The organism is Ensifer sp. LBL (assembly GCF_050435225.1).
Classification (GTDB): domain Bacteria; phylum Pseudomonadota; class Alphaproteobacteria; order Rhizobiales; family Rhizobiaceae; genus Ensifer.
The window spans coordinates 674,876-697,561 of the sequence record NZ_JBNDJY010000002.1 but is presented as its reverse complement, the minus strand read 5'-3'; the positions used below and the strand labels follow the sequence as shown (position 1 = coordinate 697,561).

The window sequence follows — 22,686 nt, the reverse complement described above, 5'->3', positions numbered from 1 at the left end:
AAGGACAGACCATGACAGAGAAACTCGTCATCATCGGCAATGGCATGGCGCCGGGGCGCATGCTGGAGCACCTGCTGGACAAGGCGCCTGACCGCTACGCGGTCACCATTTTCAACGCCGAACCGCGCGTCAACTACGACCGCATCATGCTTTCGCCGGTGCTGTCGGGCGAAAAGGAATACGAAGAGATCATCATCCACGGCGACGGCTGGTACATCAAACACGGCATCACGCTCTACAAGGGCCATCGCATCGTCGCGATCGACCGCGATGCCCGAACCGTGACCTCCGACCATGGCGTGACCGAAAGCTACGACAGGCTGGTGATCGCCACCGGGTCGGTGCCCTTCATCCTGCCGGTGCCCGGCAGGGACTTGCCCGGTGTCATCACCTATCGCGACCTGGATGATGTGCAGGCCACGCTGCTCGCCGCCCAGTCCCGTGAAAAAGCCGTCGTCATCGGCGGCGGCCTGCTCGGCCTTGAGGCGGCCGCCGGTCTTGCCGGTCGCGGCATGGATGTCACCGTTCTTCACGTGATGCCAACGCTGATGGACCGTCAGCTCGATCCGGCCGCCGGCTACCTCCTTGAGAAGGAGCTGGAAGGCCGCGGCATCAAGATCATCTGCAAGGCCAACACCAAGGCGATCGTCGGCAACGGCAGGGTCGAGGGCATCGAACTCGACGACGGCCGCATCATTCCGGCAACGCTCGTCGTCATGGCCGTCGGCATCCGGCCGAGCGTCGGCCTTGCGAAGGAGGCCGGCCTTGCGATCAACCGCGGCATCGTCGTCGACCAGGGCATGCAGACGTCCGATGGCCGCATCTGGGCGCTTGGCGAATGTGCGGAAGTGGGCGGCATGGTCTATGGCCTCGTCGCGCCGCTTTACGAGATGGCCCGTGTCGCGGCCTCCCATCTGGCCGGCGACCGCTCCGCTGCCTTTGTCCATTCAGATACACCGACCAAGCTCAAGGTCACCGGCATCGAACTTTTCTCGCTCGGCGACTTTGCCGATGGCGACGACCGCGAGGAGATCGTGCTGCGCGACGCCACGGCCGGCGTCTACAAGCGGCTGGTGCTGAAGGGAAACCGCATCATCGGCACGGTGCTCTATGGCGAAACCTCCGACGGTGCCTGGTTCAACGACTTGAAGAAGAAGGAGACCGATGTCTCCGAGATGCGCCAGACCCTGATCTTTGGCCAGGCCTACCAGGGGGGCGCTCCGCTGGACCCTATGGCGGCCGTTGCAGCCTTGCCGGATGATGCGGAAATCTGCGGCTGCAACGGCGTGTGCAAGGGCAAGATCGTTTCCACGATTGCCGACAAGGGCCTGACGTCGCTCGACGAGGTGCGCGCCCATACCAAGGCATCGGCCTCCTGCGGCTCCTGTACCGGCCTTGTCGAACAGCTGATGACGCTGACGCTCGGCGAGAGCTACAGTCCGGCCGCCGTCCAGCCGATGTGCGGCTGCACCGATCTCGGACATGACGACGTGCGCCGGCTGATCAAGGCCAAGGGCCTGAAGACCATTCCCGCGGTGATGCAGGAGCTGGAATGGAAAACCTCCTGCGGCTGCGCCAAGTGCCGCCCGGCGCTGAACTACTATCTCGTCTGCGATTTCCCGGATGAATATGCCGACGACTACCAGTCGCGCTTCATCAACGAGCGCGTTCACGCCAACATCCAGAAAGACGGCACCTACTCCGTCGTGCCGCGCATGTGGGGCGGGGTCACCAATTCCGGCGAGCTGCGGGCGATTGCCGACGTGGTCGACAAGTTCGAAATTCCGCTGGTGAAGGTGACCGGCGGCCAGCGCATCGACCTGCTTGGCATCGAAAAGGAAGACCTGCCTGCCGTCTGGGCCGATCTCGGCAAGGCCGGTTTCATCTCGGGCCAGGCCTATGCCAAGGGTCTGCGCACGGTGAAGACTTGCGTCGGCTCGGACTGGTGCCGCTTCGGCACGCAGGATTCCACCGGTCTCGGCATCCGCATCGAAAAGTTCATGTGGGGTTCCTGGACGCCCGCCAAGCTGAAGATGGCGGTCTCCGGCTGTCCGCGCAACTGCGCGGAAGCCACCTGCAAGGACATCGGCGTCATCTGCGTCGATAGCGGTTTCGAGATTCACTTCGCCGGGGCCGCCGGGCTCGACATCAAGGGCACCGAGGTGCTCGGCCTGGTGAAGACCGAGGACGAGGCGCTGGAGCACATCGTAGCGCTGACGCAGATGTACCGCGAGCAGGCCCGCTATCTCGAGCGCATCTACAAATGGGCGAAACGCGTCGGCGTCGGCGAGATCCGTCGCCAGATCATGGACGACACGGACAGGCGCAAGGCCTATTTCGACCGCTTCGTCTTCAGCCAGAAATTTGCCCAGGTCGACCCCTGGTCGGAGCGCGTCTCCGGCAAGGACAAACACGAGTTCCGACCGATGGCGACGGTCGGCTTCCCTCAAGCTGCGGAGTGAGATGATGGACATGACCTGGCACCCAATCGGCGACATCTCGGACATTCCGCTGAGGGGCGCGCGCTGCGTGAAGACGCCTCAGGGCAAGATCGCCGTCTTCCGCACAGCCGAAAACGAGGTCTTCGCCATCGAGGACCATTGCCCGCACAAGGGCGGGCCGCTGTCGCAGGGCATCGTCCACGCGAAGGCGGTGACCTGCCCCTTGCACAATTGGGCGATCTCGCTCGAAACCGGCAAGGCGCTCGGGGCCGACGAAGGCGCGGTGCGCACCATACCGGTGCGCATGGACGGCGGCGCGTTGTTCATCGCGCTCAAGAGCCTGCTGATTGCGGCGGAATGACCATGGAAAAGGAGGTCAAGACCACCTGTCCCTATTGCGGCGTCGGCTGTGGGGTCATCGCGACGGTCGATGACAACGGCGCCGTCGCCGTGCGCGGCGATGCCGACCATCCCGCCAATTTCGGCAGGCTGTGCTCCAAGGGGTCCGCGCTCGCCGAGACCCTCGACCTCGATGGTCGGCTGTTGCATCCGGAGATCGGCGGACGCCGGGCCGGCTGGGACGAAGCCCTCGACCTTGTCGCTACGCGCTTTGCGGAAACGATTGCCGAGCACGGCCCAGATTCGGTCGCCTTCTACGTCTCCGGCCAGTTGCTCACCGAAGACTACTACGTCGCCAACAAGCTGATGAAGGGTTTTGTCGGCTCGGCCAACATCGATACCAATTCGCGCCTTTGCATGTCCTCCTCGGTTGCCGGCCATCGCCGTGCCTTCGGCTCGGATACGGTGCCGGGAACCTATGAGGATCTGGAGCTGGCCGATCTGGTCGTGCTGACCGGATCGAACCTCGCCTGGTGCCATCCCGTCCTTTACCAGCGCCTTGCCGCCGCCAGGGCGAAACGGCCGGGCCTCAAAATCGTTCTCATCGATCCGCGCCGCACCATGACAGCCGATATCGCAGACCTGCATCTCGCGATCCGGCCCGACGCCGATGTGGCGCTCTTCGTCGGGCTGTTCTCGCATCTGGTTTCCAGCAATGCCGTCGACCAGAACTATGTCGCTGCGCATACGGCCGGTTTCGCGGAAACCGTGCTCGCAGCCGGCGGTGTTTCGTTCGACGACGTACTCGAACGGACCGGCCTTCCGGCCATGCAGTTGCGCGAGTTCTACCGGCTGTTTGCGACAACCGAAAAGGTCGTGACCTGCTACAGCCAGGGCGTCAATCAGTCGTCCTCGGGCACCGACAAGGTCAACGCGATCCTCAACTGTCATCTCGCGACCGGCCGCATCGGCCGGCCGGGCATGGGGCCGTTCTCGCTGACGGGGCAGCCGAATGCTATGGGCGGCCGCGAGGTCGGCGGGCTTGCGAACATGCTCGCCGCACACATGGCGATCGAAGATGCCGGTGATCGCGATCGCGTCCAGCGCTTCTGGCATTCGCCGAAGATTGCCGAAAAGCCGGGGCTGAAAGCCGTCGATCTCTTCAAGGCGATGGCAGACGGTCGCATCAAGGCGCTCTGGATCATGGCCACGAACCCTGTCGTCTCGATGCCGGATGCCGATGCCGTCGAGGCGGCGATCCGCGCCTGTCCCTTCGTCGTGGTCTCCGACATCTTGAAAGAGACCGATACTGCCCGCCACGCGCATGTGCTGCTGCCGTCGCTCGGCTGGGGGGAAAAGAGCGGAACGGTCACAAATTCCGAGCGTCGTATCTCCCGCCAGCGGGCGTTCCTCGCCGCACCGGGAGAAGCCCGGGCAGACTGGTGGCAACTGGCCGAAGTCGGCGGCCGCATGGGCCATGCCGCTGCCTTCGCCTACGAAGTGCCCGCCGCGATCTTCCGCGAACATGCCGCGCTCTCCGCCTTCGAAAACGCCGGCAGCCGCGATTTCGACATTGGCGCCTATGCCGATCTTGCGCTCGAAGACTACGACGGCCTGACGCCCTTCCAGTGGCCCCAACCAGAGGGGCAGAAGCGCGCTGAAAGCCGTTTCTTCGCGGCAGGCGAGTTCTATCACGCCGACGGCAGGGGCCGGTTCGTGGCGGTTCGACCGGCAGAGACCGACCGCACCAATGCCGATTACCCATTCACGCTCAACACCGGGCGCATCCGCGACCAGTGGCACACGATGACCCGCACAGGCAAAAGCGCGCGCCTCTCGGCCCATATCGCCGAACCGTTTGCGGAACTGCACCCGCGTGATGCGATGGAGATCGGCGTCGGCAATGCCGGCCTCGTCGAGATCGAAAGCCCGCGGGGCAAAGTGGTCGTGCGTGCGCTCATCACCGAGCGCCAGGCGCGCGGCAGCATCTTTGCACCGATGCACTGGAACGACCAGTTTGCGGCCAAGGCACGCATCGATGTCCTCGTGCCGCCGATCACCGATCGTCTTTCCGGCCAGCCGGCATCGAAGAACGTTGCGGTCGTCGCGCGAAAGTTCAAGGCGACGCACTACGCCTTCGCCGTCTCGCTGGCAAAGCCGGTCGATCCGGATGCCGCCTATTGGGCGCTGGCGAAGGCGGCTGGCGGGTGGCGGTTGGAGCTGGCTTTTACAGAGCCGGTGGACGACTGGGCCTCTTGGTGCCGCCGCGTTCTTGTCATCCCGCAAGGGATGGAGCCGCTCGGCTATGCGGATGCACAGACCGGTGACATCAGGCTCGCCTTCTTCGATGGTCCTCGGCTTCTTGCGGCCTTCTTCCTGGCGCGCGAACCGGTCGCCGTCGCCCGCAACTGGGCAATTGCGCAAATCGGCACTGACCACGCCAATTTGCGCAAGCGCTTCGCGCTCGCCGCCGGCCGTCCAGGGGCGGACAAGCCGGATCCTGGCGCCACCGTCTGCTCCTGCTTCGGTGTTGGCGTCAACCAGATCGTCGCCGCCGTACGCGGCGGTTGCCACAGCGTCGAGGCCGTTGGCGTCACGCTCAATGCCGGAACCAATTGCGGCTCCTGCCGCGCCGAAATCAGGGGGATCATCGATGGATGTCTTGCAGCAGCCGCAGAGTGACGGACCTGCCCGGATGGAAGCGCTCGCCAAGCTGCCCGTCTTCTGGGCGCTGGAGGGCCGGCGTGTCGTGGTGGCCGGTGCAACGGACGGAGCGCTGTGGAAGGCCGAACTGCTGGTCGCCTGCGGCGCGCATGTCGACCTTTACGCTGAAGGGAACGACGAGGCGCTCGCGGCATTTGCCGGCCGTACCCCGCAACACCCCACCGCCAGCGTCACGCTAAACCGCCGGCACTGGGCGCCCGCCGATCTTGACGGTGCCGCGCTCGCCGTCGGCGATTGCGAGGACCAGGCGGAGGCGCAGGCATTCTTCGCCGCCGCCCGCGCGGCGGGCGTTCCGGTCAACGTCATCGACAAGCCGGACTTCTGCGAGTTCCAGTTCGGCTCGATCGTCAACCGCTCACCCGTCATCGTTGCGATCTCGACCGATGGCGCCGCGCCGATCTTGGCCCAGACGATCCGCCGCAAGATCGAGACGCTGCTGCCGAAAAGCCTGAGGGCCTGGGCTCAGCTGGCACAGGCCCTTCGCGGAGCGGTGAACCGCCGGATCCAACCCGGTCCGCAGCGTCGCGCTTTCTGGGAGCGTTTTGCCGACCGGGTGTTTTCGACCATGGATACGCCGGAGGAGGGCGTAGGCGGGGTGCTTCTTGCTGATGCCGAAAGGCTCGCGGGAGCCCCCGCCATCGGTCGCGTGACCTTGGTCGGCGCGGGGCCTGGAGATGCTGAGCTGCTAACGCTGAAGGCCGTGCGTGCACTGCAGGCGGCCGATGTCATCCTCTTCGACGACCTCGTTTCTGCAGATGTGCTCGAACTCGCACGGCGGGAGGCAAAGCGCATGCTCGTCGGAAAGCGCGGCGGCCGCGAAAGCTGCCGGCAGGAAGACATCAACGCCATGATGGTCAAGCTCGCCAAGGCTGGGAAGCGCGTCGTGCGGCTGAAATCCGGCGACCCCATGGTCTTCGGCCGGGCCGGCGAGGAAATCGCCCATCTCGACCGCGAGAACATCCCCGTCGACGTTATCCCCGGCATCACTGCCGCAAGCGCCATGGCCTCCCGTCTCGGTCTGTCGCTGACCCATCGCGACTATGCCCAGTCGCTTCGGCTGGTGACCGGTCATTCCCGCCATGGCGGCCTGCCCGACGATGTCGACTGGGCGGGCATCGCCGATGCGCGCAGCACGACGGTGTTTTACATGGGGGGCCGCACGGCATGTCTGATTGCTGAAAAGCTCATCGGCGAAGGCCGCCCGCCTGAAACACCGGCCGTGATCATGAGCGATGTCAGCCGAGCGACAGAGCGCAGCTGGCGCGGCACGCTCGCGACAATCCCGGAGGGCATCGCGGCGATCGGCTACGACAACCCTGTCCTCATCGCCGCCGGCGACGTGTTTTCAGCCCGGGACAAGCAGGCCCGATCGATCAAGCACACTCTCGCCGGAGCATGCTGATGGCCATCTCCCTGGTATTCCTCGTTCTTGCCATTGGCCTCAGTTGGCCGCGTTTCAGGCTCATCTTCGTGGCTCAATCGAGCGCCGCGCTGGCCGTAGCGCCCCTCACCATGGTTGCGAGTGCCGTGAACCTCTGCTCCATTGGCCTCGCCGTTGCGGAACACGGTCTGCTTCTCGGCGGATTGCTCATCGCCGGCGGCATCTTCCTGGCGAAAATAATGCAAGCCGTGCCATCGACGCCGGGCATCTTGGCCTCGGCCCTATGCCTTGCCGGCTACATCGAAATGACGATTACGGTCGTGGCGTGACAGACTCAATGCTGCCCGCACGAGCAATCACCGGCGTCCGCTGTCGCACCAAGGGATATTCGAAGGCGTCGCCTCGTATCGACGTCCCGAATATCCCAAGGTCGCCACCGTCGGCTGGTTCTAAGCGCGCAGGCAGGTCACGGCCATACCCCAATTGAGGAATGACCGTCCGACGTCGGCCACCGAGGTCAGTGGACGGCCGTTTCCGATCTATCGCCGCTTTCGTCGAATACGACCGTCTCGCCGAGCGGGGTCGCTGCAATTGACCTGATCTCTTGGGCGAGCGACGCCAGCTTGCGGGCAATCTCCTGCAGTTCGGCGGTCGAGCCGGTGGCCTCGCAGGTCTCTTCAACGCTCCGTTCGTCCATGTGCTCTTCCTCTTTCGAGTGGACGCAGGAGCAAAGCATATTTCTAATTCACCATATAAGGCCACAAGCCGTCGCGCGTTCTTCATGGCGGCGCACAGCCATAGGTATAGGCCGGCCGATAAGGCCCATTACACCTACTGTCGCAAACAACCCCATCGGCGGTCTCACAGGTCATCAAAACCTTGGAAGAGTGGCATTCCGACGCTGCAAGAAGGCAAACTCGGCAACGTCAGGGTTTTCATCTGGATGCTAAATTGCTAGTTCTTTCTTTGTTCCTGCCTGTCTCTTGGATGAAAATCGATGCGGGCTGTGACGGAGTGCGACGAAAACGAACGGGAACGCATGAGCGCCGCCTATCTCGAAAAACTCAATGACCGCCAGCGTGAGGCGGTCGAGCACGGTATCGGCTTGCCGGAAGGACAGGTCGGCGGCCCGCTTCTCATCATCGCCGGTGCCGGCTCCGGCAAGACGAATACGCTCGCCCACCGGGTCGCGCATCTCATCGTCAACGGGGCTGATCCGCGTCGCATTCTCTTGATGACCTTTTCTCGACGCGCAGCAGCCGAGATGACCCGCCGGGTCGCGCGCATCTGCCGCCAGGTTCTCGGCGACAACGCTGCTGTCATGACGGACGCGCTCTCCTGGGCCGGCACCTTCCATGGCATCGGCGCCCGGATCCTGCGCATCTATGCCGAACAAATCGGTCTCGGCCCGGATTTTACGATCCACGACCGGGAAGACAGCGCCGATCTGATGAACCTCGTGCGCCACGAGCTCGGCTTCTCGAAGACGGAAAGCCGGTTTCCAACGAAAGGAACGTGCCTTTCGATCTATTCGCGCGTCGTGAACTCCGAAAGCTCGATTGGCGACGTGCTGAAGACGGCCTATCCCTGGGTCACCGGCTGGGACGAACAGCTCAAGGCGTTGTTTGCGGCCTATGTCGATGCCAAACAGGCGCAGAACGTGCTCGATTACGACGATCTCCTGCTCTACTGGGCGCAGATGGTTTCCGATCCGGAGCTTGCCGACGATGTCGGCGGACGCTTCGATCATGTTCTTGTCGACGAGTATCAGGACACCAACAGGCTGCAGGCCTCGATCCTGATGGCGCTCAGACCCGGCGGCCACGGGTTGACGGTCGTTGGCGACGACGCCCAGTCGATCTATTCCTTCAGGGCTGCGACGGTTCGCAACATTCTCGATTTCCCGAACGCCTTTTCGCCCGAGCCCGCCGACGTCATCACCCTCGACCGGAATTACCGCTCGACGCAGCCGATCCTCGCTGCCGCAAACGGCGTGATCGGCCTGGCGCGAGAGCGGTTTACCAAGAACCTCTGGACGGACAGGCAATCGGAGCAGCGCCCGCTGCTCGTCGCCGTCAAGGACGAAGCGGATCAGGCGGCCTATATCGTGGAGCAGGTTCTCGCTGGCCGTGAGATCGGCATCGCCTTGAAGCAGCAGGCGGTTCTATTCCGCTCGTCCAACCACAGTGGAACGCTCGAAGTCGAACTCACCCGGCGCAACATTCCGTTCGTGAAGTTCGGTGGCCTGAAGTTTCTCGACAGCGCCCATGTGAAGGACCTGCTCGCGGTGCTGCGCTTTGCGCAGAACCCGCGTGACCGCGTCGCCGGTTTCCGGTTGCTGCAGATGCTACCCGGTATTGGCCCGCAGACCGCCGGAAAGATCCTCGATGCGATCGCCGCCGATCCGGAACCGCTCGCGGCCCTTGCGGAGATCCCACCTCCCGCCAAGACCGGCGAGAACTGGACCGGCTTCGTCGACCTGGTGTCCGGCCTGCGACGGGCCGAGCCTGGATGGCCGCAGGAGATCGGCGCTGCGCGCGCCTGGTATGAGCCCCATCTCGACCGGATCCATGAAGACGCCGATACCCGCAAGGCCGACCTGCTGCAGCTCGAGCAGATTGCCGGCGGCTACCAGAACCGCGAACGTTTCCTGACCGAGCTGACCCTGGACCCGCCCGATGCCACCAGCGACCAGGCGGGCGTGCCGCTGCTCGACGAGGACTATCTGATCCTGTCGACCATCCATTCGGCGAAGGGTCAGGAATGGCGCTCGGTCTTCATGCTCAACGTCGTCGACGGCTGCATTCCGTCCGATCTCGGGGTGGGCACGACCGCCGAACTCGAAGAGGAACGGCGGCTGCTCTATGTCGGCATGACACGGGCACGCGATCGTCTGTCCCTGGTGACGCCGCAGCGCTTCTTCACCCACGGTCAGAACGCCCAGGGCGACCGACATGTCTACGCCTCGCGAACCCGCTTCATTCCGGCGACATTGCTGCAATTCTTCGAGACGACCAGCTGGCCGAAGATTTCGGCAAGCGCCAGCGAGCGAAGCGCCAAGCAGATCCGCATCGACGTCGGCGCCCGCATGCGCTCCATGTGGAAGTGAGCGAAGGCCGTCGTGGACCGCACGTTCGTGCGATCACCCGCAGACGGCCCGAAGATTGGTTAGCCCGGCATGCTCGGCGGCGCGATAAACTGATAGTACGACCACACCGCAACCAGGACCGCGATCACTGCCAGCCAAATCAACGCCTTCCGCGGCACAGGCCTGGCCGGCTTCGCCTCCTTTTTCGGCTTTGGTCGTTCAAACTTGATGATGTTGTTGTCGTCCATCCGCTCCCACCCGGGTAAATTCATACATGTTGCGGCGCGTTCAGCCGGCGCACCACTCGTGACGCGCCCCGCCTAACGTCCTGATTCGGCATCAACAAGATGTAAAAGCAGGTTCGCGCCAATCCCGTTGAATCAACATGGTATTCCAACGCCGTCGTCAAGCCTTCAGGGCCAGTGGTTTCAATCAAGGGACGTCCGTATCAAGCCGCGCCGTCGCGGCCGAGCCAGGGATCGGGGCCTGGATCGCGTCCCGAGGCCACCTGGCCCAAGCGCTCCAGATAATGCGCCCAGCCTTCCGCATGGCCGGCACATTGTTCGGCGCTGGGCAGGCCCGTTTGCGTGAGGCGCAGCAATGTTCCGGGCGGCTGCTCGATCAGGTCGATCTCGATCAGGCTCGAGCCGGGCGGCACGATGTCGCTGCCTTCCCAGCCGAAGCTGTAGGCAAGCCGATGCACCGGCACGACCTCGCGGAAAGCCCCGCGGGCAAAACGCGCGCCGGTCACGTTCACGAGGTAGAGGCCACCGGGCTCCGCCTTGGTGTCGGCCTCCGTTCCCATCCAGCGCAGGATTTTTTCCGGGTCGGTCAAGAGAGCGAACACTGCGGCGGGGGGCGCCGGGATCTGTGTTTCGCGGCGGACGACGAGGGCTTCTGGCATCGGTCTTCCCTTTGCTGATTGGCCTGCCCGCGGATTGCTAGCCTTCTGCGGGCTGCCGCAATCATAGGCCACCATTGCGGATGGCGCCACCGCTCGCCCCTGTTTTGCGCTCAGCGCGGCGGCGGCACGGGGCTTGTCGGCAAGGGCGGCGGCCCTATCCTCTTCGACATGGATTTGTCCGTCCCCCTTGCCTGGCTCGTGGACGAGGCGAGCGCCTCGCCGGAGCCGGACCGCTTCCTGTCCGACCTCGGCCGCCGGCTCGTCGCCGACGGTTTGCCGCTCGCGGCCGGCGCGCTTACGCTCGCGGTGCCACACCCGATCATCGCCCGCCGCACCTGGCTGTGGCGGGCCGAGAGCGGCGTGGTGATCGAGAGCCTGGGCTTTGCCGGCGCCGTCTCCGACCGGGCGGGTGAAGAGTGGCTGGCCGGGTTCGGACCAATGCTGCGACCATCGACCAAACTGGGAACGGAACACGCGCCCCTCAGTTGGGCCGGGACCCGCCCGTTCGACCGGGAAGAGACGGCGCGGCTTCATGAGGTCGAACGCTTTGCCGTCGCCCCCCTGGCGGTTCTTGCCGAGCGGGCAGCGCTGACCGCCCTGCTCGACGCCTATCTCGGCCGCCGCAGTGCCGCCCGCGTCCGCGCCGGGGCGCTCACCCGCGGCACCGGCGAAACCATTCGGGCGGCCCTGCTCTATGCCGATCTGCGCAACTTCACGGCGCTGTCCGAGACATCGGAACCGGCCGTGGTGATCGCTGCCCTCGACGCCTGGTTCGATCGCCTCGCCGGCGCGATCCATGCCTTTGGTGGCGAGGTGCTGAAATTCATTGGCGACGGCATCCTGGCGATCTTTCCGGTGAGCGGTTCGCCAGGCGAAGCCTGCGATGCGGCGCTGCGCGCGGTCACCGCCGCACGCGCCGGCATGGCGCATCTCGACGAGACACGGCAGGCGGAGGGGCTGCCGCCGCTCTCCTTCGGGGTGGCCCTGCACCTCGGCGACATTCTCTGGGGCAATATCGGCGCCGCCGACAGGCTCGACTTCACCGCGATCGGCCCGGCGGTCAATCTCGTCAGCCGGCTGGAGGGCCTGTGCCGGCCGCTCGGCCGCTCCGTGCTGATTTCGGGTGCCGTCGCTGAAACCACGTCGATGCCGCTGCTGCCGCTCGGCGAGCATTCCTTGCGCGGCATCGCAGCGCCGTGCGCCGTCTTCACCTTGCCGGACGCGTAACGCCGCCCTTGGCGGTCACGCGCCCAGTCGCTCCGCCACCCAGTCGGCGACAAGCGGACGATAGAGCCAGGGGATGTTGTTGCAGACGTGGTTGCCATCCTCGAAGACGTGCAGTTCGGCGCCGCGCGCGCAGATATCCGCGCATTTTACCGCCTCGGAGGGTGGAAAGATCTTGTCGCGTCCGCCGTGAAGGATGAGGGCCGGCATGGTCGGCGGCGGGCAGCGCACCAAGGTGAAGCGGTCGGCCCGTTCGCGAACGTCCGCGCCCCCGAGCGAGAAGCGCATGTTGTCGCGATAGACCTGCGGCAGCGCATCCCAGAACCCGCCGAGATCGAAGAAGCCGTTGATGGAGACGACACCGGCAAGCTTCTGCACGGACGCGGCGGCGCGTAGCGCGAGAAAGCCGCCGAAGGCCATGCCGACGAGCGCGACCTTGCCCGACAGGCGCGGATGCGCCGCCACCAATCGGAGGGCCGCCTCGACGGCCGGGCCGATATCTGGACGCAGGGCGCCCATCGAACGGCCCTCGCCCTGGCCGGGGCCGTCGAGCGACAGGGTCGCAACGCCGCGGGCATGAAAATGCCGCTCGAGGGCCGGAAATTCCTCCTTGGTCGAATCCGAGCCAGGGATGATCAGCGCCAGCGGGTGTGTGCCGTCTCCGGTCGGCACGCGAAGAACGGCCCGAAGTTCGCCGTCCTCAAAGGGCACAGCGACCATCTCGCCGGGCGGATCGAGCAAGGGTGTTGCGAGACGGTAGAGTTCCACCTTTCGCGCGGCCGCCCTCGCCTTTGCCTCAAGGTCCTCGAAAGCCATGAACTGTCCGAAATGATAGAAGAGGCTGGCGCGGGCATAGGCCTCGCCGGCGGTCACGTTGCGGCCGGCAGCAAGAGCCGCAGCGCCGAGTTCCGCGTGACGCTCGCCTTCCTCGCTCCAGGTGGCAAGCCAGTTCTGCCAGACGCCGGCGCGCTCGATGACGGCGCGTGCCGTTGCCGACGGGATCCCGGCCACCTCCATGCGCGGGAGCCAGTGTTCGACGACACTGACCAGTCGGTTCTCATTCTGCGTCATGCATATCCTCCCGCATGATGTCATTGCCTTCGTCTGCGTCAGGCGTTGCTTGCCCGACGGATACCGGTTGAAGGTCCCCAGAGTAGCTCTGCGCCTTCGCGCGATATCGCTGCGCCCCGGTCGACAAGCCCTCGGCCACTTTCGCGTCGAGCGTGCGGACGATCTGGGCGGGCACCCCGAGGACCAGCGAGCCATCCGGGACGACCATGTTCTCCCGCACCAAGGCGCCGGCGCCGATCAGGCATCTCTCTCCGATCTGCGCGCCATTTAGGATCGTTGCCCCCATGCCGACGAGACTGCCCTTGCCGATCCGGCATCCGTGGATGGTGGCGTTGTGCCCGACGGTGACATCCTCGCCGATTTCCACGGGGTAACCCGGATCGGTATGAACGACGCATCCGTCCTGCACGTTACAGCCGCGCCGAAGAATGATCGGCTCGTTGTCGCCGCGCAAGACGGCGTTGAACCAGATGCTGACATCCTCGTCGAGCCGCACGTCGCCGATCACCACGGCACCGGGCGCGACGTAAAATCGTCCGCTGGCGGGAACGCGTGGCGCACGCGCGCCCAGCCGGTAAAGACCCGTTGAAACCATCCAAGATTCTCCGTTCTGCGGCGCTCAGGTCGGCATGGCGAGCAGGATGGACGCCGGCGCATTGGTGCGGTTGACCAGCGCGCGCGCCTCGCCGGGCGCCAGCCGGCAACTGTCGAGAAAGCCAAGCGTGACGCTCTCGCTGCCAGTTTCGACCGTCACTTCGCCGGCAACGACGATGTAGATCTTCTCGACCGCGGCGTCCTTCAGCGACGTATGACCGCCGGGCAGGAGGTGCGACAGGCCGATCCAGATCGTATCGGTAACCGTCGCCTCCTTTCCCTGCAACCGCAGGCAATGCATGCCGTAGTGCTCCGGCGCCTCGTAGGATCTGGCCTCGCCGTAGCGCGTCACCTGCATCGTCGCCTCCTCCTCAGGGCACCAGCAGCACGCGCTCGGGGGTGCCGCGCAGCACCGAGGCATAGGCCTTGGCGGCGTCGGCAAAGCCATAGACGGTCGCCGGATTGATCGGGAACGGCTTCAGCTTGCCCTCTTCGAACTTCGGCTTCAGCTTGTCGAAGATGCGCGCGCCCTCGACCGAGGACAGCGCCAGCGTGTCGATGCCGATATATTTGTGGCGGCCGCGGAAGAAGTTGAAGATATCGAAGGGAACTGCGCGGTCGAAGGTGGAAATGAACACCTGGCGCGCCTGCTTCGCCATCGCGTTGTTGGCGATCTCGAAATAGGGACTGCCGACCGTATTGAAGACGATGTCGGCCCCATGGCCGCCGGTCTTTTCGCGCACGATCGCGGCAACGTCATCCTTGGCGCTGTTCAGCATCTCGACCGGCGCGTTGGTGTGCGCCAGCAGCGGCTGCTCGTTGTATTCGACCGCAAAGACCTTGGCCCCCGCCATGGTCGCAAGCTGGATCACCGCCTGCCCGACCTTGCCGTTGCCGCCGCAGACGAGCACGACATCCGTCGGCTGCACGCCGCCGGCCTCGCGCAGGCCCTCAAAGGCGGTGATGAACGGCACGCCGATCGAGCCCGCTTCCTGCATGGTGAAATTCGCGGGCTTGGCCCGCACCGCCTTCTGGTCGAGCACCATCCACTTGGCGTGGCTGCCGTCCTGGGTGATGCCGAGCTCGCCGCCGCCGCCCCAGATCTCCATGCCGACCATCGACGACGGCCCTTCGCGCACGATGCCGCCGAAATCGCGACCCGGCGTGCGCGGCCAGACGGCGTGCGGCATATGCCCGAGAGACGCCTTCACGTCGCTGGGATTGACCCCTGCCGCGACGATCTCCACCAGCACCTGCCCGGGACCCGGCCGCGGCACCGCGACATCGGCCACGTCGATCTTGAGATTGTCGAGATCGGGGGATTTTTCCGTCACCCTCAGCGCCCGGGCGATCTTGGCGTCCACCTGAATGTTCATTCTATGCCTCCTTGCAGATATCGATGCTTATGCACGCAGTCCGAGGATTTCACGGGCCTGGGAGGGCTCGGCGATCCTTCCGCCGAGCTTCTCGATCAGGTCTCTTGCCCGTTCGACCAGTTCGCCATTGCCTTTGGCGAGCACGCCCTTGGCGATGTAGGAATTGTCCTCCAGCCCCACCCGGACGTGACCGCCGAGCAGATAGGCCTGAACCGCCATCGGGAACGACATTCGACCGACGCCGAAGCCGGTCCAGACGGCGTCACCGGGCAACATGCGGGCAGCGGTCGCCATCACGTCGGTGGTCGAGGGAAAGCCGTACTTGACGCCGGTGACAATCGTGAACATCGCCGGCGACTTCAGCACGCCGGCTTTCAAGAGGTCCTGCGCCAGCTGGATGTGCCCGGTGTCGAAGACCTCGAGCTCCGGCTTGGAACCCGCCTCGTTGATGATGTCGGCCATGATCCTGACGTTGGCCGGCGTGTTGATCACGACCTCCGAGCCGAAGGTCATGGTGTTGAGATCGAGCGTGGCGATATCGGGCTTCAGCGCGACGATGTGCTCGACCCGCTTTTCCGGCCGCATGAGCGTGGTCCGCGGCCCGGCGACCGCCGGGTTTTCGTCGCTCGGGTGGTAGCGGCCGCCCGGACCCGTCGTCACGTTGAGGATCAAGGCCGTGTTCTTCGCCCGAATACGCTCGACGACCTCGCGGTAATATTTGAGCTCCATCGAGGGCTTTGCCGTGACCGGATCACGCACATGGATATGAGCGATCGCCGCACCGGCATCGGCCGCTTCCAGGCAGGAATTGGCGATTTCCTCCGGCGTGACGGGGAGGCCGGGGTGGTTCTCCCGCGTCGTGAGGTTGCCGGTGACGGCGCAGGTGATGATGACGTTCTGCTGCATCACATGCCTCCCACGCCAGGGCGCGACCTGTTCGATCTCTCAGCCATGATGCGCCACCTTCTTGCCGGAGATGGGCGGCAGCGGCAGGACCGATTGGCCCTCCACCAGCTTGAAATGGTAGTTGCAGCTGTAGAAGGGCGCCTCGGCGCCCGGAAATTCCGGGTCCGGGCTGTCGTGGCGGAAGAACTTGCCGACGATCTGCTGCTTCGCGCCGAAGACCACGTCGTTGACCAGGGCTTCGTGACTGTCGGAGAAAATCTGGGTGACGAGCGTCTTGTAGCCCGGCGCCGAAACGATGAAGTGGATGTGGGCCGGTCGCATCGGCGTCCGCTTCTGCGCCCGCAGCAGGTCGCCGACCGGTCCGTCGGTCGGAACCGGGTAGCCTGCCGGCTTTACCGACACGAAGTGAAAGTTGCCGTCGCCATCCGTGGTGAACCGGCCGCGCAGGTTGAAGTCGTCCTGTGTTTCGTCCTGGTTCTCATAGAGCCCGACCGGGGACGCCTGCCAGACGTCGAGCGTCGCCCCTTCGACGGGCCGGCCCGCGGGATCGGTCACCCGCCCCGTGAAGTAGAGCTGCGATCCGGGCGTGTCCGAACGGGCGATGCAGTCGCCGTTCAAGCATTTCGGCGCGCCGCCGCGATAAAACGGCCCCAGAAGTGCCGACAGCGTCTCGCCCTGCATGCCGTCATTGTTGATCAGGTCGATCAGTGTCGAGGCGCCGAGCACGTCGGCGGCAAGCACGGTTTCGTTGTGCGCTTCGTTGGTCGCTTGGCCGACGGCCGTGATCCAGCGCAAGGCGTATTCGAATTCCGCCTCGGTCGGGCGTGCTTCCATCAGGAAGGCATGCAAGTGCCTGACCATGGCGTCCATGATCTGCTTGAGCCGCGGGTCGTCGCCGCGCGACATGGCGGCAAGCACCGTCGGCGTGACGTCGGCTTCCTTGGAAATCAGTTTGGCCTCGGGGCTGATATGGCTGTTCATCCCAGTTCTCCTTTCCGCGTCACAGGCCTGAGCCAGCGACCCGAAGCTCCGGCTTGGCCGTCTTCAGGTGCGGATATTTTTCGGTCAGCAAGGACCCGTAATAGTAAGTTTCAGTGAAGGCGCCGGTTGCGCGGATGGCATCGAGCCAGCCCTGGATCGCGGGCGTCTCCGTCCACATCGAGGACAGCCCGATATCGTCCATCCGCACGATCACCGGCATGATCGCGATGTCCGCCAGCGTCATCTGCTCGCCCATGAGCCAGGGCCCGCCATTGTCGGAAAGCCACGTCGCCATGCGCTGAACGCCGCGCTCAAGGCGGCCAAGCGCCTCGTTCATCTCCTGCTCGGGAAAGCCGGAGCGCCCCATCTTCATCAGGAACTCGCGGCGAAGCGGTTTTGCATCGCAGACCGCGTGGAACTCCTCGGCCGTCATCGCCTGATAGTGCGGCAGGAAGGCGAGGTTATAGGAAGGCACCCGGATCGCCGGTGTCGGCACTTCGTCGATGAAGCGCATCATCGCCCGCATCTTCGCCGTGCCGAAGGCGTCCTCAGGCCGAAGCGCACCTGGAAGAATGTCCTCCAGATACTCCATGATGACGGCGGAATCGGTCACCGCGCGGCCACGGTGCACGAGCGAGGGCACGACGCCGTTCGGGTTGATCGCCAGATACTCCGGCTTGAGCTGGTCGCCGGTGAAGAGATCGAGCTTGTGCTCCTCAAAGGCGAGGCCCTTGGCGTGCAGAACATACCGCACCCTTTGGCTGCACGTCGATTGAGGGGCGTTGTAGAGGATGAAGTCCAGCATCGTCTCCCCCTCAATCCCAGTTGAGGACGCGGGGCAGCTTGCCCTTGCGGGCGAGCGTTCCGATCACGCCGTTCGGGAAGAACATCAGCCCGAGAACCATGACGAAACCGGTCGCCAGGATATTGATCTCGGATGCGCCGAGGGTCGCGACGAAGATCTCGTTGAAGGCGACGATCAGGATTGCGCCGACGACCGGCCCGGCAATCGTGCCCTTGCCGCCGAGAATGCACATCAGCACCAGGTTTGCCGAAACGAGGATGATCAGGAAGATGTTCGGCCGGAGATAGGTGAGATACTCGCCCCAGACCGCACCGGCCATGCCGACGAAGAAGGCGGACAATGCGAAGGCGAGCACCTTGTAGAAGCGGGTGTTGATCCCTGCACTTTCCGCCTTGACCTCGTCCTTGGAGAGCGCGCGCAGACCAAGCCCGAACTTGGAATGCTTGATGCGGTAGGTGGCCCATACGGTGAAGGCAGCCATCAGCACGAAGGCGTAATAATAGGGCAGCTTGGCGGTCTCGACCGGTAGGTCGGTGACCGGCAACGACATGCCGTTGGCGCCGCCGATGAACTCCCAGTGGTCGAACAGGATGCGGGCGATCATCAGGAGCGCGATCGACGAGATGATGAAGCTCGGGCCACGAACCTTCAGCGTGATCAGGCCGACGAGATAGCCGCAGATGGCGGCCGCCAACCCGGCGAGCGGCGCCGTCAAGAGCGTCGAGATGCCGTATCGCGCCAGGAGCACGCCGGAGAAGTAACCGCCGATCGCGAAGAAGACCGCGTGGCCGAGCGAGATGTAGCCGGCGAAGCCGCCGATGATGTTCCAGCCGCTCGCCATGACCGCATAGGAGGCGGTGAACAGCACGAGGTGCAGCAGGTAATTGTAGTTGCCGGTCAGTTGCAGCAGCGGCAGGGCGAGCAGGACACCGAGAACGGCCAGCGGAAACCACGTGGCACGGGTCTGGTCATGCTGGCGCGCGAGCTTCTGGTTGTGAATGCGACGGGCCTCTAGCACCGATCCCGCGTCGGCTTGTTGTAGGTTTACGGCCATTATACCAGCTCCGGTTTTTCGCCGAACAGGCCCTGGGGACGGATCAGCAGGATGACGAAGAGTGCGAGAAAGAAGGTCATGGTCGACCAGGTCGCACCCACCCAGGTGCCGACGAAGGCGGCGATGACCGACAGCAGAAGCGCGGCGACGACGGTGCCGAGCACGCTGCCCATGCCGCCGAGCACGACGACCGACATCAGCATTGCGATCCATTCCCACTGCTTTGCGGGGAAGAAGCTGAAGACGAAGCTCACCAGCGAACCGGCGGCACCCGCAAGGCCGATGCCGATCGCAAAGGCGATCATGCTGATGAGGTTGACGTTGACGCCGAGCAGTTCGGCGGCCTCGCGGTTCTGCGTGGTGGCGCGGATGGCGTAGCCGAGCCGCGAGTAGTTGAGGAACAGCGTCAGCGCGCCGATGATCGCCAGCGAGACGCAGCCGGCATAGAGCTGGCCTTTGGGAATGAACAGGCTGCCGATGAAGAAGGCATCCGTCGCATAATCCGGCGAGGTCACGCGCTGGGTGTTGGTGAAGGCGGCACCGAGGAAGCCCTCGACGATCATCGCCAGCGCGAAGGTCAAAAGCACCGTCATTTCCGAGTAGCGCGCGCTTTTGGCCTGGCTTTCGAACATCAGGCGATAGAGCAGCACGCCGATCGCCGCCATGATCAGCGCTGCGATCGGCAGCGTGGCGATCGGGTCGAGGCCCCAGAGCTTGAAGGCCCAGTAGCTGACATAGGCGCCGCAGATGATCAGCGACGGATGCGCCAGGTTGACGATGCGCATGACGCCGAAGACCAGCGAAAGTCCGGAGCCCATCAGCGCGATTACGCCGCCGAGCGCGAGGCCGAGTATCAGTATCTGAAGAATGTCTGTCATTGTGTCCTCCGCTACGCGACCTTGCGGCCGCCGAGGTAAAGTTCCTGGATGCGCGGGTCCGCCAGAACCGCCTCGGCCGGCCCCTCGAAGAGGGTGCGGCCGAGGTCGAGCACAACGCCCCAGTCGGAATTCTTGAGGCCCATCATGGCGTTCTGCTCGACGAGCAGCACGGTGACGCCCTCCTGAGACATCATCTTCATGATGTCGAACATCTCCTGGACGATCTTCGGCGCGAGCCCGAGAGAGGGCTCGTCGAGCATGACGATGTCGGGCTTGACGATCAGCGTGCGCGCCATCGCTAGCGTCTGCTGCTGGCCACCCGACATGGTGCCGGCGTGCTGGTCGGCGCGCTCGCGCAGCACCGGAAAGCGCTCGAGGATTTCCTCGATGCGACGGTCGCGAAGCTTCGCATCGTCGAGCACGTATCCGCCCATGCGCAGGTTTTCGCGCACCGTCATCTTCGGAAACAGCGCCCGTTCCTGCGGTACGAAACAGATGCCCTTGCGCAGGATCTGGTCGGGGCGCAGGCCGTTCAGCCGCTCGCCCTTGAAGATGACGTCGCCCTTGCGGATCGTCAGCATGCCGCAGATCGCCTTCAGCAGCGTCGATTTGCCGGCGCCGTTCGGGCCGATGATGCAGTGAACCTTGCCGGGCTCGACCGTCAGCCGCGCGCCGTCGAGAATGGCCGGGCCGTCGCCGTAGCCGGCGGTGATATTGGTGACTTGCAGGAGATCGCTCATCAGGCCGCTTCCTCTTCCAGTACGCCGCCCAGATAGGCTTCGAGCACATGCGGATCGCGACGCACCACATCGGGCGTGCCGTCGCAGATCACCCGCCCGTGCGCCATGACGACGACGCGGTGCGAAAGCCGCATGATCAGGTCCATGTTGTGTTCGACAATCAGCACCGTCAGCCCCTTGGCGTTGAGCGCCCGGATGTGGCCGACGATCTCTTCGAGCAGCGTCGGGTTGACGCCGCCGGCCGGCTCGTCGAGCAGGATGATCTTCGGATCGGCCATCAGCAGCGCGGCCAGATCCATGAGCTTCTTCTGGCCGTAGGACAGGTTGTGCCCATCCTCGTAGGCGATGCGGGTGATCCCGAGAAAATCGAGGATCGACATCGCCTTGTCCCGCTCTTCCGCTGTGACCGCCGGCCGGAACAGGTCGGCAAAGCCGTGGCAACGCGCCTGCACGATTACGTTTTCCAGCACCGTCATGTCGCCGAGGTTGCGCGAGATCTGGAAGGTCCGGCTGAGGCCCTTGGCCGTGATCTTGTGCGGGCGCAGATTGTCGATCCGCTCCCCGTCCAGCCAGACTTCGCCCGAGGTCGGGACGACGGTGCGGCTGATGCAATTGAAGGCCGTGGTCTTGCCGGCGCCGTTCGGGCCGATGAGTGCGGTGATCGAGCCTTTCTCGACCTTGAAGCTTGCGCCGTCCACGGCGCGAATTCCGCCGTAGTGCTTGCACAGGTTCTTAACCTCGAGCATCCGCGCGATCTCCTTGTACTAGAAATTGGGTAGTCGATGCCTGTGGATCGGGAGGGCGCCTCGCGGACGAAACACCCTCCCCTGCCTTGCAAAGGGTCAGAAACCAGACTTGGGATAGCGGAAGGGCACGATGCCCTCGAACTGGCCGGTCGGGTAGACGAAGGTCAGCTTGCCGTCCTGCCACTGGGTCATGATGTGCGACTTGTCGACGGGCAGGCCGAGATCGTCCCAGCTGAAATCGCCGAGCACGGTCTGGACAGGCTGTTCCTTGGTGCGGGCGTGCAGCCACTCGCCCATCTTGGCATTGTCCGTGCTGCCGGCGCCGACCATCGCCTGCTCGATGCCCTGGCAGACGGCGAAGGGGATGGCGCTGTCCTCATCCGGCTCGACGCCATATTCGGCTTCGAACGCCTTGACGAAATCGGCGTTGTCGAAGGGCTTTCCGGCAAGCGTGCTCTTGAACGGAACATCCTTGTGCCAGGTGGTGTGGATGACGACGCCATCGGCCGCGTCGTTGCCGACACCCTCGATGAACTCCGTCTGCGCGCCCTGGCTGAGATAGACGAGCTTTGCCGATGCGCCGACGGTCTTGAGTGCGCGCATAAGCTGGACCGCCTCTTCGGCCGAGGCCGTCAGGCCGACGATCATTTCAGCGCCGGAGCGCTTGATCGAATTGGCAAGGTTCAGCCAGTCGTTGAAGCCTTCTTCGGGCCACTTCTCCTCCATCACCACCTCGATGCCGGCTTCCTTGAAGTAACCGGGCGCGAGGTCGGCGATTTCCTTGTCGTTCGCCGGATCGATCACCTTCTGGCCGAGAAGGCCCGTGGCAATCGCATTGGCGAAGAAGTCGTCGGCATGGACGACGGCGACGGTCTTCGGCGCATCCGCCGGATCCTTGATCTCCTTCAGGAGACCGATCACGTCCTTGCCGGTGTACTCGGCGGCGTTGACCTGGAAATAGAAGAGGTTCTTGTAGCCCTGGGCATAGATCCGCAGCGCCCCGCCCGAGGGAACCGGGTGAACCATGTTGTACTTGGACAGAACGTTGCCGACCGGAAAGGTCAGGCGGCTCGAGAAGGTGCCGTAGACGGCATCGACCTTGTCGACATTGATGAAGCGTTCGTACTGGTTGATCGCCGTCGCGGGATCGGAGCGATTGTCACTGACGATCAGCTCCACCTGCTTGCCGAGAATACCGCCCGCTTCATTGATGAGCTTGTTGCAGAGCTCGTAGCCCCGCTTATGTTTCTCGCCGCTGACCGAAAGGCCACCGGTGATCGGCAGCGATGCGCCGATCCTTATTGTTTCCGCAGCGCTCGCAACGGTGCTTGCCGAAAGCACACTGATGGTTGCTGCCGCGATCAGCCGATTGATTCCCATTTTGTCTCCTCCCAGACATTTGCGCGCAATCGTTTGCATTAAAGCGAAAAACAA

Annotated in this window: 22 protein-coding genes; 7 read left to right on the top strand and 15 right to left on the bottom strand. The window is 64.4% G+C overall.

Going from position 1 to position 22,686, the window contains the following annotated elements:
* Nucleotides 1-11: 11 nt before the first annotated feature.
* From nirB to OKW20_RS10435, 5 genes are read left to right on the top strand one after another with little or no spacing between them, the layout of a single operon-like run.
* Entirely contained in the window at nucleotides 12-2,462 is a 2,451-nt protein-coding gene (gene nirB, locus OKW20_RS10455) for a nitrite reductase large subunit NirB (protein WP_429172009.1), read from the top strand.
* 4 nt (nucleotides 2,463-2,466) lie between these two features.
* On the top strand, nucleotides 2,467-2,802 hold the full coding sequence (gene nirD / locus OKW20_RS10450) for a nitrite reductase small subunit NirD (protein ID WP_402321087.1): 336 nt from the start codon (nucleotides 2,467-2,469) through the stop codon (nucleotides 2,800-2,802).
* A gap of 2 nt (nucleotides 2,803-2,804) precedes the next feature.
* On the top strand, nucleotides 2,805-5,462 hold the full coding sequence (locus OKW20_RS10445) for a molybdopterin-dependent oxidoreductase (RefSeq protein ID WP_429172008.1): 2,658 nt from the start codon (nucleotides 2,805-2,807) through the stop codon (nucleotides 5,460-5,462).
* Nucleotides 5,434-6,906, top strand: coding sequence for a siroheme synthase CysG (cysG, locus tag OKW20_RS10440; RefSeq protein WP_429172006.1), 1,473 nt, complete (start codon nucleotides 5,434-5,436; stop codon nucleotides 6,904-6,906). Before OKW20_RS10445 ends, cysG begins: the two co-directional genes overlap by 29 nt.
* A complete protein-coding gene (locus OKW20_RS10435; RefSeq protein ID WP_429172004.1) occupies nucleotides 6,906-7,214 on the top strand; it encodes a hypothetical protein in 309 nt (102 codons plus the stop codon). Before cysG ends, OKW20_RS10435 begins: the two co-directional genes overlap by 1 nt.
* Nucleotides 7,215-7,402: 188 nt before the next feature.
* Here OKW20_RS10435 and OKW20_RS10430 read toward each other — a convergent pair whose 3' ends face one another.
* On the bottom strand, nucleotides 7,403-7,582 hold the full coding sequence (locus OKW20_RS10430) for a hypothetical protein (protein ID WP_429172002.1): 180 nt from the start codon (nucleotides 7,580-7,582) through the stop codon (nucleotides 7,403-7,405).
* Between the two features lie 342 nt (nucleotides 7,583-7,924).
* On the opposite strand from OKW20_RS10430, the gene OKW20_RS10425 reads away from it, so the two are divergent.
* Nucleotides 7,925-9,994 (top strand): ATP-dependent helicase, encoded by a 2,070-nt coding sequence (locus OKW20_RS10425; RefSeq protein WP_429172332.1) that lies wholly within the window; start codon nucleotides 7,925-7,927, stop codon nucleotides 9,992-9,994.
* Nucleotides 9,995-10,053: 59 nt separating this feature from the next.
* Here the strand turns inward: OKW20_RS10425 and OKW20_RS10420 are convergent, their stop codons facing one another.
* Together OKW20_RS10420 and OKW20_RS10415 are read right to left on the bottom strand one after the other, a co-directional pair.
* A complete protein-coding gene (locus OKW20_RS10420) occupies nucleotides 10,054-10,221 on the bottom strand; it encodes a hypothetical protein (protein ID WP_197067085.1) in 168 nt (55 codons plus the stop codon).
* Between the two features lie 200 nt (nucleotides 10,222-10,421).
* Nucleotides 10,422-10,877 (bottom strand): SRPBCC family protein, encoded by a 456-nt coding sequence (locus OKW20_RS10415; RefSeq protein WP_043611143.1) that lies wholly within the window; start codon nucleotides 10,875-10,877, stop codon nucleotides 10,422-10,424.
* 168 nt (nucleotides 10,878-11,045) lie between these two features.
* Between OKW20_RS10415 and OKW20_RS10410 the strand changes: the two genes are divergently transcribed.
* Nucleotides 11,046-12,104 (top strand): adenylate/guanylate cyclase domain-containing protein, encoded by a 1,059-nt coding sequence (locus OKW20_RS10410; protein WP_429117833.1) that lies wholly within the window; start codon nucleotides 11,046-11,048, stop codon nucleotides 12,102-12,104.
* Nucleotides 12,105-12,119: 15 nt separating this feature from the next.
* On the opposite strand, the gene OKW20_RS10405 is transcribed toward OKW20_RS10410, so the two are convergent.
* From OKW20_RS10405 to OKW20_RS10350, 12 genes are all read right to left on the bottom strand, one after another.
* Nucleotides 12,120-13,172 carry an alpha/beta hydrolase family protein gene (locus OKW20_RS10405; protein ID WP_429172000.1) on the bottom strand — a complete coding sequence of 351 codons (1,053 nt, stop codon included), beginning with the start codon at nucleotides 13,170-13,172 and terminating at the stop codon, nucleotides 12,120-12,122.
* Nucleotides 13,159-13,767 carry a gamma carbonic anhydrase family protein gene (locus OKW20_RS10400; RefSeq protein ID WP_429171998.1) on the bottom strand — a complete coding sequence of 203 codons (609 nt, stop codon included), beginning with the start codon at nucleotides 13,765-13,767 and terminating at the stop codon, nucleotides 13,159-13,161. The genes OKW20_RS10405 and OKW20_RS10400 overlap by 14 nt, the downstream gene beginning before the upstream one ends.
* A gap of 24 nt (nucleotides 13,768-13,791) precedes the next feature.
* Nucleotides 13,792-14,124, bottom strand: coding sequence for a cupin domain-containing protein (locus OKW20_RS10395; RefSeq protein WP_043611321.1), 333 nt, complete (start codon nucleotides 14,122-14,124; stop codon nucleotides 13,792-13,794).
* A 13-nt stretch (nucleotides 14,125-14,137) separates the two neighbouring features.
* Nucleotides 14,138-15,142: a quinone oxidoreductase family protein gene (locus tag OKW20_RS10390; RefSeq protein ID WP_429171996.1), complete on the bottom strand. Its 1,005-nt coding sequence runs from the start codon at nucleotides 15,140-15,142 to the stop codon at nucleotides 14,138-14,140.
* A 27-nt stretch (nucleotides 15,143-15,169) separates the two neighbouring features.
* Nucleotides 15,170-16,048, bottom strand: a complete 879-nt coding sequence (locus OKW20_RS10385) for a 3-keto-5-aminohexanoate cleavage protein (RefSeq protein WP_429171994.1) — start codon at nucleotides 16,046-16,048, stop codon at nucleotides 15,170-15,172.
* 39 nt (nucleotides 16,049-16,087) lie between these two features.
* Nucleotides 16,088-17,029 carry a dioxygenase gene (locus tag OKW20_RS10380; RefSeq protein WP_429171992.1) on the bottom strand — a complete coding sequence of 314 codons (942 nt, stop codon included), beginning with the start codon at nucleotides 17,027-17,029 and terminating at the stop codon, nucleotides 16,088-16,090.
* A 19-nt stretch (nucleotides 17,030-17,048) separates the two neighbouring features.
* A complete protein-coding gene (locus OKW20_RS10375) occupies nucleotides 17,049-17,834 on the bottom strand; it encodes a glutathione S-transferase family protein (RefSeq protein ID WP_429171990.1) in 786 nt (261 codons plus the stop codon).
* A gap of 10 nt (nucleotides 17,835-17,844) precedes the next feature.
* Nucleotides 17,845-18,888, bottom strand: coding sequence for a branched-chain amino acid ABC transporter permease (locus tag OKW20_RS10370; protein WP_429117819.1), 1,044 nt, complete (start codon nucleotides 18,886-18,888; stop codon nucleotides 17,845-17,847).
* On the bottom strand, nucleotides 18,888-19,766 hold the full coding sequence (locus tag OKW20_RS10365) for a branched-chain amino acid ABC transporter permease (protein WP_043611327.1): 879 nt from the start codon (nucleotides 19,764-19,766) through the stop codon (nucleotides 18,888-18,890). Before OKW20_RS10365 ends, OKW20_RS10370 begins: the two co-directional genes overlap by 1 nt.
* Before the next feature lie 11 nt (nucleotides 19,767-19,777).
* A complete protein-coding gene (locus OKW20_RS10360) occupies nucleotides 19,778-20,506 on the bottom strand; it encodes an ABC transporter ATP-binding protein (RefSeq protein WP_043611329.1) in 729 nt (242 codons plus the stop codon).
* The gene (locus tag OKW20_RS10355; RefSeq protein ID WP_043611331.1) at nucleotides 20,506-21,252 is read right to left on the bottom strand and encodes an ABC transporter ATP-binding protein; all 747 of its coding nucleotides are present in this window, start codon (nucleotides 21,250-21,252) and stop codon (nucleotides 20,506-20,508) included. The genes OKW20_RS10360 and OKW20_RS10355 overlap by 1 nt, the downstream gene beginning before the upstream one ends.
* A 96-nt stretch (nucleotides 21,253-21,348) precedes the next feature.
* On the bottom strand, nucleotides 21,349-22,632 hold the full coding sequence (locus tag OKW20_RS10350) for an amino acid ABC transporter substrate-binding protein (RefSeq protein ID WP_429117813.1): 1,284 nt from the start codon (nucleotides 22,630-22,632) through the stop codon (nucleotides 21,349-21,351).
* Nucleotides 22,633-22,686: the final 54 nt, after the last annotated feature.